The 14,675-nt window shown below is 54.4% G+C and carries 10 protein-coding genes and 3 tRNA genes; 9 read left to right on the forward strand and 4 right to left on the reverse strand.

Annotated features, from left to right (window positions below):
• Positions 1–124: 124 nt before the first annotated feature.
• From mscM to rsgA, 3 genes are all read right to left on the reverse strand, one after another.
• Positions 125–3,463, reverse strand: a complete 3,339-nt coding sequence (gene mscM / locus C7433_RS19665) for a miniconductance mechanosensitive channel MscM (protein ID WP_058708616.1) — start codon at positions 3,461–3,463, stop codon at positions 125–127.
• A gap of 11 nt (positions 3,464–3,474) precedes the next feature.
• Positions 3,475–4,371 (reverse strand): archaetidylserine decarboxylase, encoded by an 897-nt coding sequence (asd, locus tag C7433_RS19670; protein WP_033740050.1) that lies wholly within the window; start codon positions 4,369–4,371, stop codon positions 3,475–3,477.
• Between the two features lie 92 nt (positions 4,372–4,463).
• Positions 4,464–5,513 carry a small ribosomal subunit biogenesis GTPase RsgA gene (rsgA, locus tag C7433_RS19675; protein WP_033740048.1) on the reverse strand — a complete coding sequence of 350 codons (1,050 nt, stop codon included), beginning with the start codon at positions 5,511–5,513 and terminating at the stop codon, positions 4,464–4,466.
• A gap of 99 nt (positions 5,514–5,612) precedes the next feature.
• Between rsgA and orn the strand changes: the two genes are divergently transcribed.
• The 4 genes from orn (at position 5,613) to C7433_RS19695 (ending at position 6,594) form a co-directional block, all read left to right on the forward strand.
• Positions 5,613–6,161 carry an oligoribonuclease gene (gene orn, locus C7433_RS19680; RefSeq protein WP_006120954.1) on the forward strand — a complete coding sequence of 183 codons (549 nt, stop codon included), beginning with the start codon at positions 5,613–5,615 and terminating at the stop codon, positions 6,159–6,161.
• 153 nt (positions 6,162–6,314) lie between these two features.
• Positions 6,315–6,390: transfer RNA gene (locus tag C7433_RS19685), tRNA-Gly, on the forward strand.
• A 26-nt stretch (positions 6,391–6,416) separates the two neighbouring features.
• Positions 6,417–6,492, forward strand: a tRNA-Gly gene (locus C7433_RS19690).
• 26 nt (positions 6,493–6,518) lie between these two features.
• Positions 6,519–6,594: transfer RNA gene (locus tag C7433_RS19695), tRNA-Gly, on the forward strand.
• Positions 6,595–6,936: 342 nt separating this feature from the next.
• Here C7433_RS19695 and queG read toward each other — a convergent pair.
• Positions 6,937–8,076: a tRNA epoxyqueuosine(34) reductase QueG gene (gene queG, locus C7433_RS19700; protein ID WP_033740044.1), complete on the reverse strand. Its 1,140-nt coding sequence runs from the start codon at positions 8,074–8,076 to the stop codon at positions 6,937–6,939.
• On the opposite strand from queG, the gene nnr reads away from it, so the two are divergent.
• Genes nnr through miaA form a run of 5 tightly spaced genes read left to right on the forward strand, consistent with a single transcriptional unit; the run spans position 8,075 to position 14,578 of the window.
• On the forward strand, positions 8,075–9,595 hold the full coding sequence (nnr, locus tag C7433_RS19705; protein WP_054633012.1) for a bifunctional ADP-dependent NAD(P)H-hydrate dehydratase/NAD(P)H-hydrate epimerase: 1,521 nt from the start codon (positions 8,075–8,077) through the stop codon (positions 9,593–9,595). The two genes, queG and nnr, sit on opposite strands and share 2 nt — an antisense overlap.
• On the forward strand, positions 9,592–10,068 hold the full coding sequence (tsaE, locus tag C7433_RS19710) for a tRNA (adenosine(37)-N6)-threonylcarbamoyltransferase complex ATPase subunit type 1 TsaE (protein WP_054633013.1): 477 nt from the start codon (positions 9,592–9,594) through the stop codon (positions 10,066–10,068). Before nnr ends, tsaE begins: the two co-directional genes overlap by 4 nt.
• A complete protein-coding gene (gene amiB, locus C7433_RS19715) occupies positions 10,065–11,741 on the forward strand; it encodes an N-acetylmuramoyl-L-alanine amidase AmiB (protein ID WP_110268755.1) in 1,677 nt (558 codons plus the stop codon). Before tsaE ends, amiB begins: the two co-directional genes overlap by 4 nt.
• A gap of 49 nt (positions 11,742–11,790) precedes the next feature.
• Entirely contained in the window at positions 11,791–13,635 is a 1,845-nt protein-coding gene (gene mutL / locus C7433_RS19720; protein WP_058702688.1) for a DNA mismatch repair endonuclease MutL, read from the forward strand.
• Positions 13,628–14,578, forward strand: coding sequence for a tRNA (adenosine(37)-N6)-dimethylallyltransferase MiaA (gene miaA, locus C7433_RS19725; protein WP_006120944.1), 951 nt, complete (start codon positions 13,628–13,630; stop codon positions 14,576–14,578). Before mutL ends, miaA begins: the two co-directional genes overlap by 8 nt.
• The last annotated feature ends 97 nt before the right edge of the window (positions 14,579–14,675 follow it).

Genomic DNA, 14,675 nt, shown 5'->3' on the forward strand with positions numbered 1-14,675 from the left:
ACATAACGCCCGGTTCGACCGGGCGTTTTTTATTGCGTTCTGATACCTAACCTGAACAAGATTACGCGCTGTCTCGCTGCGCACCAATCCGCTCTTAACCGGCCCGTTACGGCAATTTTTATTCTCAGAGCCCACCTGAGCGGAACGTTCGGGTGGTCGATGCGCTATTACCTGTCGGCGTTTTTCGGCTCAGCGCTTCTACACGCATCTGGAACGGCGGGAACGGCATTTCAATGCCATGCTCTGCAAAGCCATGTAAAATAAGCTGATGCAGTTCATGGCGAAGCGGCATTCGATGGCCCATTTCCGCCGCATGCACGCGCAGTTCAAACAACTGAATTCCCTGCTGTAAATCCACCAGGAACACTTCAGGTGGCGGTGTATCCAGCACATAGCTGCAGCGCTCTGCCGCCTGTTTAAGCAGGGTAGTGACTTCTTCACTGCTAACGGTAGCGGGGGCAGGGATGGTCAGCACCACACGCGTGACGGAATCGGAAAGCGACCAGTTAACAAACTGCTCAGTAATGAACGCCTTATTGGGCACGATAATCTCTTTGCGATCCCAGTCAGTGATCGTGGTTGCGCGGGTATTGATGCGCGTAATGCTGCCGGTAAGGTCGCGGATGGTCACGGTATCACCGATACGAATCGGTTTTTCAAACAGGATAATCAGGCCGGAAATAAAGTTCGCGAAAATCTCCTGCAGACCAAATCCCAGCCCGACGCCCAGACCGGTAACCAGCCATTGTAGTTTTGACCACTCAATGCCGATGAGTGAGAAGCCCAGCAAGCCACCGATCAGCAACAGCACATATTTTGTCAGCGTGGTGATGGCATAACCGGTGCCCGGTGACAAATCAAGATGCTGCAGTAACGCAAGCTCAAGCAGAGCCGGCATATTGCGCACCAGTTGTGTGGTAATCACGAATACCAGAATGGCAATCAGGACGGCACCCAGCGTAATAGGTTGAATGCTTTCGACGCCCTGAACGGAGGTATTCACGTCCCACAGACGAATATTTTCAAGGAAACCAAATGCAGAGTGGATTTCTGACCACAGGACGATGACCGATACCAGCGCGATAAGTGTCAAAATGGAGCGTACCAGACGCAGCGACTGGGCACTGATGGCGTCCAGGTCGATAACAGGCTCTTCAATTTCAATTACGTCAGTATTTTGTGCGGCCTGATCTTTCTCCTCTTCGTTGCGCGCACGGTTGGCGAGCATATCGGCACGGCGTTGGCGTGCGCGATCAAAGCCCAGCCTGCGTCGCTGAATCAGCATCCAGCGGCGAATGATGTGGTAAATCACCAGCAGGAAAAACCAGATCGCCACAGAGGTTTCCAGACGGGCGAGCAGCGCCTGCGCGGTTTCAAGATAGCCCGTCATTGACGCAAGGGCGGCTACCAGTGGAATAGCGATCATTAGATTCCACAGCAGGCGGTTAATCATATTCTCGCCGCTGCCCTCTTTATCGAGATAAAGCGGTATGCCTGCACGCTTCAGGCTTACCGTCACAATACTGAGCGCGCCACAGATCAAAATAAAGCACAGCCGCCCCAGGGTGGCGGAGAACAGGCGATCGTCAAGGTTATCGAAGGTAATCAGCAACATGATCAGCGGCACGATCAGGCCAATACTCAACGAGTAATAGCGCATCGCGCGTGCAACACGCACCTGAGGCCAGCGGAAATGCACGATGAACAGGCCGTTCGGGCGCGCAAACTGTGCGCTGACCATAAAGATCCACAGCAAAGGTAAGGTGGCGGTGATGCCGTCGCCTATCGCCACGGCGACAGGATAGGGCCAGGCATTTTGCAGGCCGTATCCCAGCGTAGCCCAGAGTACCGGCAGCGGCAGCGCCACCAGAATCGACCAGAACACGGTACGGATTGTCAGGCGAAAACGATCCTGCGTCACCTTACCGACTTTACTGGCTGAGCGTTCAAGAAAAGCATTGAAGTGACGACGGGTACTGAGACTGAAGCCGACCAGCAGCACCGCACCGAGAATGGGTAATACCGTGCTGCGGCTGGTAAACATCATGGCCAGCGCTTTACCAAGCTGCCCCAGTGTGTCCAGCGTCAGCAGGTGAGACAGGCCGTTAGCCACATCAAGGGGATAACTCAACGAAATCGGGCTGACATCGGCCGTCCAGAACAGGTAGCGGTGCGTCGCGTCTTTAACTTCGGTTAGCGCATCCTGTAGCTGCGTGTTCGCCACTTTCAGCTTGGTGATTTCCAGAATCAGCGTATCGCAGCCCGAAATCAACGAGTTAAGCAGTTCGCGTTGCGTTTTAAGCTGCGCATCCAGAATCCGCTTTTGTTCGCTGGTAAAAGGCTGTCCGTCGGGCTGATGGGCCTTACGCAATACGTTTTGCTGTTCGAGCAAATCCTCATAATGCAGTCGCTGAACACGAAGCTGGGCCATCTCATTGTCGATCTGCTGAGACTTCGGCATGTCAGGTAATCGTGCGACCTGCGCGCGAAGAGCATCACCGAGAAGACTGGATGCGCCCAGCCATTGAGATTGTTCCCGTAACGTGGACAGTGCCTGGCGGACCTGAATGATTTGATTGGTAGCGAGGCGTTGTTGTGAGGCCACCAGGTCCATTCGCTGCGCCTGCTGATTTAGTGCGCCAGATAACTCACGGTTAACGTGAAATTGTTTACTGATCGCTGGCGGCAGATCACCGCTGTTTTCCGCCAGCTGTTCTGTCCGGGCCAGTGCAGTTTCTGCCTCGCGCTGACGTTGCTCATTAAGTTGATTACGCAGCGCCTGGAGATAATTATCGAGCTGGGTGACCTTACGCTGGTGGACTTCGGCGCGCATGCGCGCCAGTTCCTGACGGTTATTTGCCGACAGCTGCGCCAGCTCAAACTCATCCACCCGGGCCTTATTCGCGGCATTTTCTGCCTGACGGGCCATCAGCTGTGCCTGGCCGGCTGGCGTGGCAGGGCTGCCCGCGCTCTGCAGACGTCGCTCGCTCTCCGTCAGCGCCCGGCGTGCTTCCGTTTGCTGCTGCGGCAGTTGTGACAGGGAATCGCTGATCTCGCGGGCCCGATCCTGCTCCTGTTGAGCCTGGCGTCCTTCCTCAATCAGCTGACTGCTGATTTGCAGAATCTCTTGTTCCAGCTCGGCACTGCTCATCGTGCTGCGTACCGTCTTCACACTGTCGTTGAGTGAGGCGATTTGTTGTCTCAGCTCGCGTGCCAGACGCGGAAAATCATCAATGACCTGTTGATACTGCTGCGCGCGCTCAACAGCATCATCACGTTCAGAAAGGGCCGCCAGTGCAGCTTCAAGCGACTGAATCTGATCGGTTTGCGAAGCGGCGTTTTTAGCGGACTTGACTTCTTCCAGCTGTTGTCTGAGCTGGCTGGCATCTGGCAGGCTGGCGGCAAACGTAGTACTGCTGAGCCCCAGGCTCAGCAGCAAACAGAGGAACGCGCGTACGAACACAGGGCTTACTCTTATTCGACAGCGTCAGACGGTGCGGTGGCCAGAGGCAGGGCGACCGCCATAGGTTGTCCCATCCGGACTTTGCTTTCGGCCTCAAGGCTTTCTGCCAGCCTGACACGGCCAGGCGCAAACAGGTTAATCACGGTCGAGCCCAGCTTGAAGCGGCCCATTTCCTGGCCTTTAAGCAGAACAACGGCACCGTCGTGGTCGGCGGCCGGATAGTGCCAGCGTTTGATAATGCCTTCGCGTGGTGGCGTGACCGTGCCAGCCCAAACGGTTTCAATGCTCCCGACGATAGTCGCGCCCACCAGGATCTGTACCATCGGTCCCATATCGGTCTCGAAGTAACAAATGACCCGTTCGTTACGGGCAAACAGGTTAGGGATGTTGCGTGCGGTCAGAGGATTCACTGAGTAAAGATCGCCTGGCACGTAAATCATTTCACGCAGGATGCCGTTGCACGGCATATGGACGCGGTGATAATCACGCGGTGCCAGATACGTCGTGATAAATTCACCCTCACGAAACAACGCGGCCAGTTGCTCGTTCCCTGCCAGCAGCGCGTCGATCGTATAGTAGTGGCCTTTTGCCTGGAAAATCTGGTCGCCTTCGATATGCCCAAGTTGACTGATGGCACCGTCCGCAGGCAGCGCAATCAGGCTCGCATCCGGATCCACAGGGCGCGCCTCATCCTTTAACGGGCGGACGAAGAAATCGTTGAAGGTGCGGTAACTGGCGGTATCCGGTTTACGTGCTTCAGTCATATCGACTTTATAAAACCAGACGAAGCCGTCAATCACCAGCTTAGTCAGCCAGCCGCCGCGACGGCTTGCGCCCCAGCCAGCAAGTTCAGTCAGCCATTTTTTGGGGAGAATGTGGTTCAAGCCAAGTTTAAAACGATCAAACACCCTAGCCTCCTGGCTATCTTTTATAACATTGACAAAATGGGGGCGGATTGTAGCAGCGCCCCGGTCAGATGGCGACTACGCTGTTACTGGCCTTAATCTTCACTCTCAGCAAAGTTTTTCCGGACTTTCACCTGCGCCATACTGTCCAGAATGCGGTGATAGTTGTCAAAGCGGGATGCGTCGATTTTTCCTTGCTCAACGGCTTCACGGATGGCACAGCCAGGGTCCGAGCCATGTTTGCAGTCACGGAACTTGCATTCGCCTAAAAACTCACGGAATTCGACAAATCCCCGGGTGATTTGTTCCGGCTCCAGATGCCATAAACCGAACTCACGAACGCCGGGCGAATCGATCACATCGCCGCCGTCGGGGAAATGATAAAGCCGGGATGCTGTCGTCGTATGCTGACCCAGACCCGACACGTCGGACACGTCATTGGTCAGAATGGCCGTATCTTCCTGTTGATCAAAACCGAGCAGGGCATTCAACAGGCTCGACTTGCCGACGCCGGACTGTCCCGCAAAGATACTTATCCGGTCAATCAATGCCGCCTGCAATTCACTCAGACCGGCTTTCTCATGGCTGGAGACCATTAAGACCCGATAACCAATCTTGCGATAGATCGCCATTTGCTCATCGACAAACGCGCGGGCTTTATCATCCAGCAGGTCGATTTTATTGAGCACCAGCAGCGGCTCGATATCCAGCGTTTCACTGGCGACCAGATAGCGGTCAATTATGTTCAGGGAGAGCTCGGGCAAAATGGCCGACACGATAATAATCTGATCGATGTTCGCGGCAATAGGTTTAACGCCGTCGTAAAAATCAGGACGTGTCAGTACGCTGGTGCGCTCATGCACCGCTTCAACAATGCCTTTGCCGCCGTTGAGGGCAGGGCGCCAGACCACACGATCGCCCGTCACCAGTGAACGAATCGTCCTGCGAATATTGCAGCGATGCGTAATGCCCGCACTGTCTTCGACATCGGCATGCATGCCAAATCGGCTGACCACAATGCCCTCAGCATCTTCACCAAATAAATTATCGTCCGCTTCCGGGCGCGTTTTGCGCTGATTTAAACGACGATCGTGGTTAGCGCTTACGCGGCGTTGTTGACCTTTCGACAGTTTATTTTTACTCACTCACCCTCACCGGTTTAGCTGGATTTCGCCACAGGGGCAAAACGTCTATGATACACCTTATTGATGACGAATGACGACTCAGCAACCACAGGTAATAGCATGGCCACTGGAAACGAAAATAATTTAATCTGGATTGATTTGGAAATGACCGGGCTCGATCCGGAACGCGATCGTATCATTGAGATTGCCACTCTGGTGACTGATGCCGATCTGAATATTCTGGCGGAGGGGCCGGTGATGGCGGTTCATCAGTCTGATGAACAACTGAGCCTGATGGATGACTGGAACGTCCGTACTCATACTAACAGTGGACTGGTTGCGCGCGTTAAGGCCAGCCAGACAGATGACCGTGCTGCTGAAAAGGCAACGATCGAATTTCTGAAACAGTGGGTGCCAGCCAATACCTCGCCGATCTGCGGCAACAGTATCGGTCAGGATCGCCGTTTTTTGTTTAAGTACATGCCGGAGCTGGAAGCCTACTTCCATTATCGCTATCTGGATGTCAGCACACTGAAAGAACTGGCTCGCCGCTGGAAGCCAGACATCCTGCCAGGCTTCAAAAAGACGGGTTCGCACCAGGCACTGGACGATATTCGTGAGTCTGTCGCCGAGCTTGCTTATTACCGTCAACACTTTTTGCAGCTTTAACCAGCAAAGGGTGCACAGGAAATCGCCATGTTGCTGCAATAATCAGCAAACGCGTTAAAAGCGCAAAATTTTGTTGTCAGCATCTTGCAGCAGCAGCGATTTCTCGTATAATGCGCACCCCGTACCGGTGAAGAATTTATGACGGTACAAGGCGCGGGAATAGCTCAGTTGGTAGAGCACGACCTTGCCAAGGTCGGGGTCGCGAGTTCGAGTCTCGTTTCCCGCTCCAAATGATGTTTAGCAGTATCCTACTATGCGGGAATAGCTCAGTTGGTAGAGCACGACCTTGCCAAGGTCGGGGTCGCGAGTTCGAGTCTCGTTTCCCGCTCCAAAATGTTTTTTGCAGTGCCCTTCTATGCGGGAATAGCTCAGTTGGTAGAGCACGACCTTGCCAAGGTCGGGGTCGCGAGTTCGAGTCTCGTTTCCCGCTCCAGATTTATCGTCACGTTTTTGTTAACAGCCTGTCAGGCTGGCAGCAGTATCAACGACAATTCAGTCCAGTTATCCACAGCCGTTATCGCGTTGTCTGTGCCGTTTTCGCCCTTCTGAAATTTTGTTTTAAACAGAGTTATCCACAGGTTTGTGAATTAAGCCAGACGGTAGACGCATTTGCAAAATAACACAAATTTTATTTAAATTGCTGATTTTTAATGAAATAATAATATTTCATTATGTTATCCTTTTCTGTCAGTTGTGTTATTACGATTGAATGACAACGCGTTTTTATTTTTATTCACAGGATGTGGAAATCCGCGCCTTCTGGACAGTTGCGCAATCAGGCATCACGTGGTAATCCCTTTTCAATGACTCTCACCAGCCGTTTTTGCTGCGCGGGTTGAACATCGATCGCCAGCGCTTTTCGCTTATGTAACTGTTGCGTGATGGCCCACTCAATATGTTCGTCCAGCAGATCGCTTTCGCCACGTCGTTGCTCAAGGACGCTAAGGATCTCTGTATGCCAGGGTGCATTGCCCAGCGCGACGGCAATATTACGGGACCAGCGCTGATAACCAATGCGCCGAATAGGGGACCCTTCAGTAATGCGCAGGAATTTAGCTTCATCCCACTGAAACAGCGCGGTTAACTCTGGGGCATGCAGCGCGGCGCGGGGCGAAAAATCGGCTTCGTCAGTCAACTGCCCATAGCGATTCCAGGGGCAAATCAACTGACAGTCGTCACAGCCATAAATCCGGTTTCCCATGAGCGGCCGAAACTCCTCCGGTATAGCTCCTTCGAGTTCGATCGTCAGGTAGGAAATGCAACGTCGCGCATCGACGGTATAGGGCTCAACAATCGCGCCCGTCGGGCAAATGGTCATGCAGGCAACGCAGCGCCCACACTGTTCTTCCTGCGGCGTATCGATGGGAAGGGGCAGATCGATCAGCAGTTCACCCAGAAAAAACCACGAACCGGCTTCACGATTCAGGATCAGCGAATGTTTACCGGTCCAGCCCAGTCCGGCTTTCGCCGCCAGCGGGCGTTCAAGCAGCGGCGCAGAATCCACAAACGGGCGAAACTGGCTTTCGCCACAGTGCGTCTGGATCATTTCTCCAAGCTTTTTCAGGCGATTGCGCAATACTTTGTGGTAATCGCGGCCCAGCGCGTAACGGCTGACATAACCCAACTGTGGGTTTTTCAGCGTGCTGGCAAACGCGGCTTTCGCGGGCAAGTAGTTCATGCGAACGCTGATCACCCTCAGCGTGCCGGGTAGCAGTTCATGCGGACGTGCGCGCATCATTCCATGGCGGGCCATCCATTCCATTTCGCCATGGTACTGCTTATCCAGCCAGGCTTGCAGGCGCGGTTCTTCTGCGCTGAGATCGGTATCGGTAATACCGACCTGCTGAAAGCCCAGATCGCGTCCCCACTGCTTAATGTGTTGAGCGAGTTGATCAAGATCCAGAGGGTATGACATGACTAACCAGAATCCGAAGAGAAACCGCGGCAGTTTACCACACTCTGTCTGGCCTGCGCAGGCGCTGAAACAACTTGAGCGCGAGGGGGCAGATGCGCTGGGCATTACGCTCTACGAGCTGATGTTACGTGCAGGTCAGGCGGTATATGAACATATTATGGCGCACTGGCCAGAAGCTCAGCACTGGTTGGTGTTGTGCGGTCACGGCAACAACGGAGGCGATGGCTATGTTGTCGCCCGGTTGGCTCAGGCTGCAGGTAAACAGGTGACGTTGCTGGCGTGCGATGGCAGTAAACCTTTACCCGACGAAGCGCGTACTGCGCGAGACGGATGGCTTGAATCGGGCGGCGAAATTCACGCGCCCGACGCCGCCTGGCCTGAAAACGTCGACGTGATCGTAGACGCGTTGTTAGGCACTGGCGTTTCACGGGCGCCGGTTGAGCCTTTATCCACCCTGATTGCACAGATCAATGAGCATAGCGCGCCGGTCGTGGCCATCGATATGCCATCCGGCCTGTCGGCAGAAAACGGCACGACGCCGGGTGAGGCGACAGAAGCCACGCATACGGTGAGCGTGATCGCGTTAAAACCCGGACAGCTCACCGGTAAAGCACGGGATTGTGTCGGACAACTTTATTTCGCCGGTCTGGGTTTACACGACTTTCTGGCAGCACAGCAGCCCCCCATGGCCCGATACGATGCACACAGTTTACGCCAGTGGCTTAAGCCGCGTAAGGCGACTTCCCATAAAGGCGATCAGGGCCGCCTGCTGATTATTGGTGGGGACAGTGGAACCGCGGGCGCTATTCGGATGTCTGCGGAAGCAGCGCTACGCACCGGTAGCGGCTTGGTGCGAGTACTTACTCACAAGGATAATATTGCGCCCATTCTTACCGCGCGCCCGGAAGTGATGGTGGACGAGCTGACGGATACGCGCCTGGATGACGGCATCGCCTGGGCGGATGTCATTGCGATTGGACCGGGGCTGGGACAGCGTGAATGGGGCCAGAATGCACTGGAGAAGGTTAAAAGCGCTGAAAAGCCGATGCTTTGGGATGCTGATGCGCTTAACTTGCTGGCAATAAAGGCAGAGAAACGTCAGAATCGCATTATAACGCCGCATCCAGGCGAAGCGGCTCGCTTGCTGGGTGTTAAAACCAGCGAAATTGAAAGTGACCGCTTACATGCTGCACAGGAACTGGTGAAACGCTATGGTGGTGTCGTGGTCTTAAAAGGCGCCGGCACCATTATTGCCAGTGAAAGTGGTCAGATGGCTTTTGCCGATGTGGGTAATGCAGGAATGGCATCGGGTGGTATGGGTGATGTGCTCACCGGTATTATTGCCTCGTTGATGGGACAAAAATTGGCGCTGTTTGATGCTGCCTGCGCAGGTTGTGTCGCTCACGGTGCTGCCGCTGATAAGCGAGCGGCACTATGGGGCACGCGCGGTATGCTGGCATCAGACTTATTTGATCTGCTGTGGCAGTTTGTTAATCCAGAGATGAATCAAGAAGCATGAAGAGCTGTGTTATACCTTTGCCCACTGAGGCGGCAACACTCGACCTGGGTGCTCAACTGGCGCATGCCTGTGGCAAGGCGGCGGTTATCTATCTTTACGGCGACCTCGGTGCGGGAAAAACCACATTCAGCCGCGGTTTCTTACAGGCATCCGGCCACGTGGGCAATGTGAAAAGTCCGACCTATACGCTGGTTGAGCCGTATGTTCTGGACGGGCGTGCTGTCTATCATTTTGATCTTTATCGCCTTGCCGATCCGGAAGAACTCGAGTTCATGGGGATTCGTGATTACTTCACCAATGACGCGATTTGTCTGGTGGAGTGGCCGCAACAGGGTGCCGGTATTTTGCCTCCCCCGGATATCGCCTTAACGCTGCGTTATGTCAATGAGGCACGCGAGGCCGAACTGGTGGCACATTCCGAACAGGGACAGCGCTGGGTGACGCAGATCGAACAAGGCAGGGCACCGGCATGATGTCATGGATGAAAACAGTTATCGTGGCAGGATTGCTACTGGTTGCGGGTCCGCTGTTTGCCGCTAATTTATCGGACATTCAGGTATCAAATGGCGGGAATCAGGCGACAGTAACGCTCAGTTTTTCTGGCCAGCCGGTTTATGCCTATTTTCCCCTACATAATCCCGACCGCGTTGTTCTGGATATCCGTCAAAGTGGCGTGATTAAAGGGCTACCCTTAACGTTTAGCGGCGATAACATCGTAAAGCGCATTCGTACCAGCACGCCAAAAGATAAACAAAGTATCCGGCTGGTTTTTGAGCTAACGCAGTCGGGAAAAACCCGCGCAGTGACACAGCGCAATGGCAGCAATTACAGCGTTGTCTTTACTATTCAGGGTAAGCATCCCGCCGTTACGCGCAGCGCACCTGCTGCCGTGGCAGAATCCCAGCCCACCCGAACGCGACAACGCAATGCCAGCAATCCGTTCAATGCGAATCCGGTCACTACGGTAACCAATACCAATAGCACGGCCGTACCGGGTGGCACGTCCAGCCGCAACGATACGGTGATTGTCGCCATTGATGCGGGACATGGCGGTCAGGACCCAGGCGCAATTGGGCAGCACGGCCTGAAAGAGAAAAACGTCACTATTGCGATTGCGCGTAAATTGAAAGTGCTTTTAAACAATGATCCGATGTTTAAAGGTGTATTGACGCGTGATGGCGACTACTTTATTTCAGTGATGGGCCGGTCAGACGTGGCGCGTAAAGCGAATGCCAACGTGCTGGTCTCTATCCATGCGGATGCTGCCCCCAGCCATGCGGCCACAGGTGCCTCGGTCTGGGTCTTGTCTAACCGTCGTGCAAACAGTGAGATGGCGAACTGGCTGGAGCAAAAAGAGAAACAGTCTGAACTCCTGGGCGGGGCTGGCGATTTACTGGCCAACAGCCAGGCCGATCCTTATCTGAGCCAGGCGGTGCTTGATCTCCAGTTTGGTCACTCGCAGCGCGTCGGATATGACATTGCGGTGAAAGTCATCCAACAGTTGCGCGGTGTGACGTCGTTACACAAACGTTTACCGGAGCATGCCAGCCTTGGCGTGTTGCGTTCGCCGGATATTCCGTCGCTTCTGGTGGAAACCGGATTTATCAGTAATGCCTCGGAGGAGCGACTGCTCGGCAGTAGCGCACACCAGGATAAGATTGCACAGTCAATATATAAAGGACTGCGCGCTTATTTCCTGGCGCACCCGCTACAATCGGTCCCAAAGGAGGAAAACCGGCCGCTGGGCTCGTCGCCAGCGGTCAGCGTAGCCAGTAATCCGGCTACCGGTGAGACGCACTATACGGGCGCTGTGCAACGGCATACCGTGACACGTGGAGAGACGCTGTCCGGTATTGCAGCAAAATATGGCGTAAGTATGGCAACGTTACGGCAGATGAATACCCTGAAGCGCGATGTCGTCTGGGTGGGACAGCGACTGAAAGTGCCTGCCAGCGCGGTAGCCAGCAGGACAACGCCAGCTGCAACGACTCCCCGTCGCCCGATCCGACATAAGGTGGTTCGTGGTGATTCACTGAGCAGCATCGCCGCCCATTACGGTGTCAGCCCGAAATCGATCCTTCAGGCGAATAACCTGAAATCAACCAACGTGATGTTGGGTCAAAACCTGAAAATCCCTGCATCCTGATTGTGGGCCCGGCCAGCAGGCCGGGCAACCAGCTACAAGGATATCCCGCATGCCAATACAAATTTTACCGCCGCAACTCGCTAACCAGATTGCCGCCGGAGAAGTGGTTGAGCGCCCCGCATCGGTTGTGAAGGAACTGGTGGAAAACAGCCTTGATGCGGGGGCAACGCGAATAGATGTGGATATCGAAAAGGGCGGTGCAAAACTCATCCGCATCCGCGATAACGGCTGTGGTATCGCAAAAGATGAACTCGCGATGGCGCTGGCTCGCCATGCAACCAGCAAAATTGCATCACTGGACGATCTGGAAGCCATTATGAGCCTGGGGTTCCGTGGGGAAGCGCTGGCCAGTATCAGCTCGGTTTCCCGCCTGACGCTGACGTCGCGCACGGCTGAACAAAGCGAAGCCTGGCAGGCGTACGCGGAAGGCCGTGATATGCAGGTGACCCTCAAGCCTGCCGCACATCCCTGTGGATCGACGCTGGAAGTCCTTGACCTTTTTTACAATACGCCAGCGCGCCGCAAGTTTATGCGTACTGAGAAAACCGAGTTTGGTCATATTGATGAAGTCATCCGTCGCATTGCGCTGGCGCGGTTTGACGTGGCGATTTCTCTGAACCATAACGGCAAGCTGATGCGTCAGTACCGGGCGGTTAACGATGAGCGCCAGCGTGAACGTCGCCTTGGCGCGATTTGTGGCACGACCTTCATGCAGCACGCACTGCGAATCGACTGGCAGCATGACGATTTAGCTCTGCGCGGCTGGGTTGCCGATCCCGCCGGCTCTCGTCAGATCAGCGACATCCAGTACTGTTATGTTAATGGCCGCATGATGCGTGACAAGCTCATCAACCATGCCATCCGGCAGGCGTTTCAGAGCCAGTTGCAGGACGATCAACAGCCCGCCTATGTGCTCTATCTGACGATCGATCCTCACCAGGTCGACGTCAACGTCCACCCGGCAAAACATGAGGTGCGTTTTCATCAGTCACGTCTGGTGCATGATTTTATCTACCAGGGCGTCATGAGCGTCTTGCAGGAAAGTGCGGCGCCCGTTCTGCCAGCCGTACAGGCAGAGGAGCCTGCACCACGCTGGCAACAGGAAAACCGCCAGGCCGCAGGCGGCAATCATTTCAGCCAGCCTGCGGCAACGCCGCGTAACAGTGGTGGCACAACCGGTGGGGCGGGTTGGCAAAGTAAAGAGCCGGGTTATCGCCCGCATGAAGGCAAGGTTTATCAGCAGTTGCTGGATACCGCAGCCCCTCCTGCCACTGCGGCAAAAGCGCCGGTCTCGCCGCCACGTGAGGCGACGATTACGCCAACGCCTGTGAAAGCGCATCTGCACAGTTTTGGTCGCGTACTGACGGTGCTGGCAGATCAGTATGCCGTGCTGGAGCAGGACCAGACTTTACTGTTATTAGCCCTGCCCGTGGCGGCGCGGTGGTTAAAACAGGCCCAGTTAGAGCCGCAGGAAGGTGGATTAAAAGCACAACCGCTTTTGATTCCTGTGCGGTTAAAAATCGCCTCGGCAGAGCGCAAGGCGGCACAGGACAATCTCAGTCTGCTTAACCAGATGGGCATTGATTTGCATCCGGAGGGCGACCACATTATCTTGCGCGCCGTGCCTTTACCGTTACGAACACAAAATTTACAAATCTTGATTCCTGAACTGTTAGGCTATCTCGCCCGACAGCAAGAGAACTCTGCGACGCAACTGGCCCAGTGGCTGGCGCGACGAGAGGATGCAGAGCCTCAGAACTGGAATCACTCCCAGGCGATTACGCTGTTGACGGAGCTGGAAAGGCTTTGTCCGCAGCTGCTGAAATCGCCACCTTCAGGCTTGTTGCAAGCCATCGAGATTGAGAGCGCGATAAACGCGTTGAAGCATGAGTGAATTAAACCAGGCTGGCCGGCCAAAGGCGATTTTTTTGATGGGGCCGACAGCGTCAGGCAAAACCGCATTAGCGATTGAGCTGCGTAAACAGTTGCCGGTGGAACTGATCAGCGTAGATTCTGCTCTGATTTATCGAGAGATGAACATCGGTACGGCGAAGCCTTCTGCAGAGGAACTGGCGCTGGCACCCCATCGTTTGCTGGACATTCGCGATCCTGCTGAGGCCTATTCGGCAGCGGAGTTTCGGCGAGACGCGTTAGCAGAAATGGCGGATATCGTTCAGCATGGACGAATTCCGTTGCTTGTTGGTGGAACTATGCTCTACTTCAAGGCGTTACTTGAAGGATTGTCGCCGCTGCCCTCGGCCGATCCGGATGTCCGCCAAAAAATAGAGCAAATGGCGAGTGAAAAAGGCTGGGAAGCTTTACATCGTCAACTTTGCGAAATTGATCCGGTCGCAGGCAGTCGTATTCATCCGAATGATCCGCAGAGACTTTCGCGGGCACTGGAAGTTTTTTTTATTTCGGGTAAAACTTTAACGGAACTGACTAAAATTTCCGGCGAAGCGCTCCCTTACGATGTTCACCAGTTTGCTATCGCCCCCGCGAGCCGCGAGCTGTTGCATCAACGCATCGCGTTGCGTTTCGACCAGATGTTGGCGTCAGGATTTGAAGCGGAGTCTCGGGCCCTGTTTGCACGAGGTGATTTGCATACGGATATGCCTTCCATTCGTTGTGTCGGCTATCGCCAGATGTGGTCTTATTTAGCGGGCGAGATCGACTACGACGAAATGGTTTATCGGGGAGTTTGCGCAACCCGGCAACTCGCTAAACGGCAGATGACCTGGTTACGTGGCTGGGAGAACATTCACTGGTTAGACAGTGATGAACCTCACTTAGCGCGTGATACAGTACTTCAGGTTGTTAGTGCGAAGCATGGGTGATTGTGTACAATTGGCAAGTTACGTGCGCAAATTTTTACGCAGTTTTTTTCAGAACCACTGTGTTCTACAAGCAACAAACAACAAGCATATAAGGAAA

This window comes from Pantoea sp. PNA 03-3, from assembly GCF_003201175.1.
GTDB classification, from domain to species: domain Bacteria; phylum Pseudomonadota; class Gammaproteobacteria; order Enterobacterales; family Enterobacteriaceae; genus Pantoea; species Pantoea stewartii.

What these genes read in the sequence shown, in the direction of transcription:
- orn (WP_006120954.1), top strand. Translation starts at nt 5,613, where the DNA reads ATGGCCACTGGAAACGAAAATAATTTAATCTGGATTGATTTGGAAATG.
- nnr (WP_054633012.1), top strand. Translation starts at nt 8,075, where the DNA reads ATGACTAACCAGAATCCGAAGAGAAACCGCGGCAGTTTACCACACTCT.
- queG (WP_033740044.1), bottom strand. Translation starts at nt 8,076, where the DNA reads ATGTCATACCCTCTGGATCTTGATCAACTCGCTCAACACATTAAGCAG.
- tsaE (WP_054633013.1), top strand. Translation starts at nt 9,592, where the DNA reads ATGAAGAGCTGTGTTATACCTTTGCCCACTGAGGCGGCAACACTCGAC.
- amiB (WP_110268755.1), top strand. Translation starts at nt 10,065, where the DNA reads ATGATGTCATGGATGAAAACAGTTATCGTGGCAGGATTGCTACTGGTT.
- mutL (WP_058702688.1), top strand. Translation starts at nt 11,791, where the DNA reads ATGCCAATACAAATTTTACCGCCGCAACTCGCTAACCAGATTGCCGCC.
- miaA (WP_006120944.1), top strand. Translation starts at nt 13,628, where the DNA reads ATGAGTGAATTAAACCAGGCTGGCCGGCCAAAGGCGATTTTTTTGATG.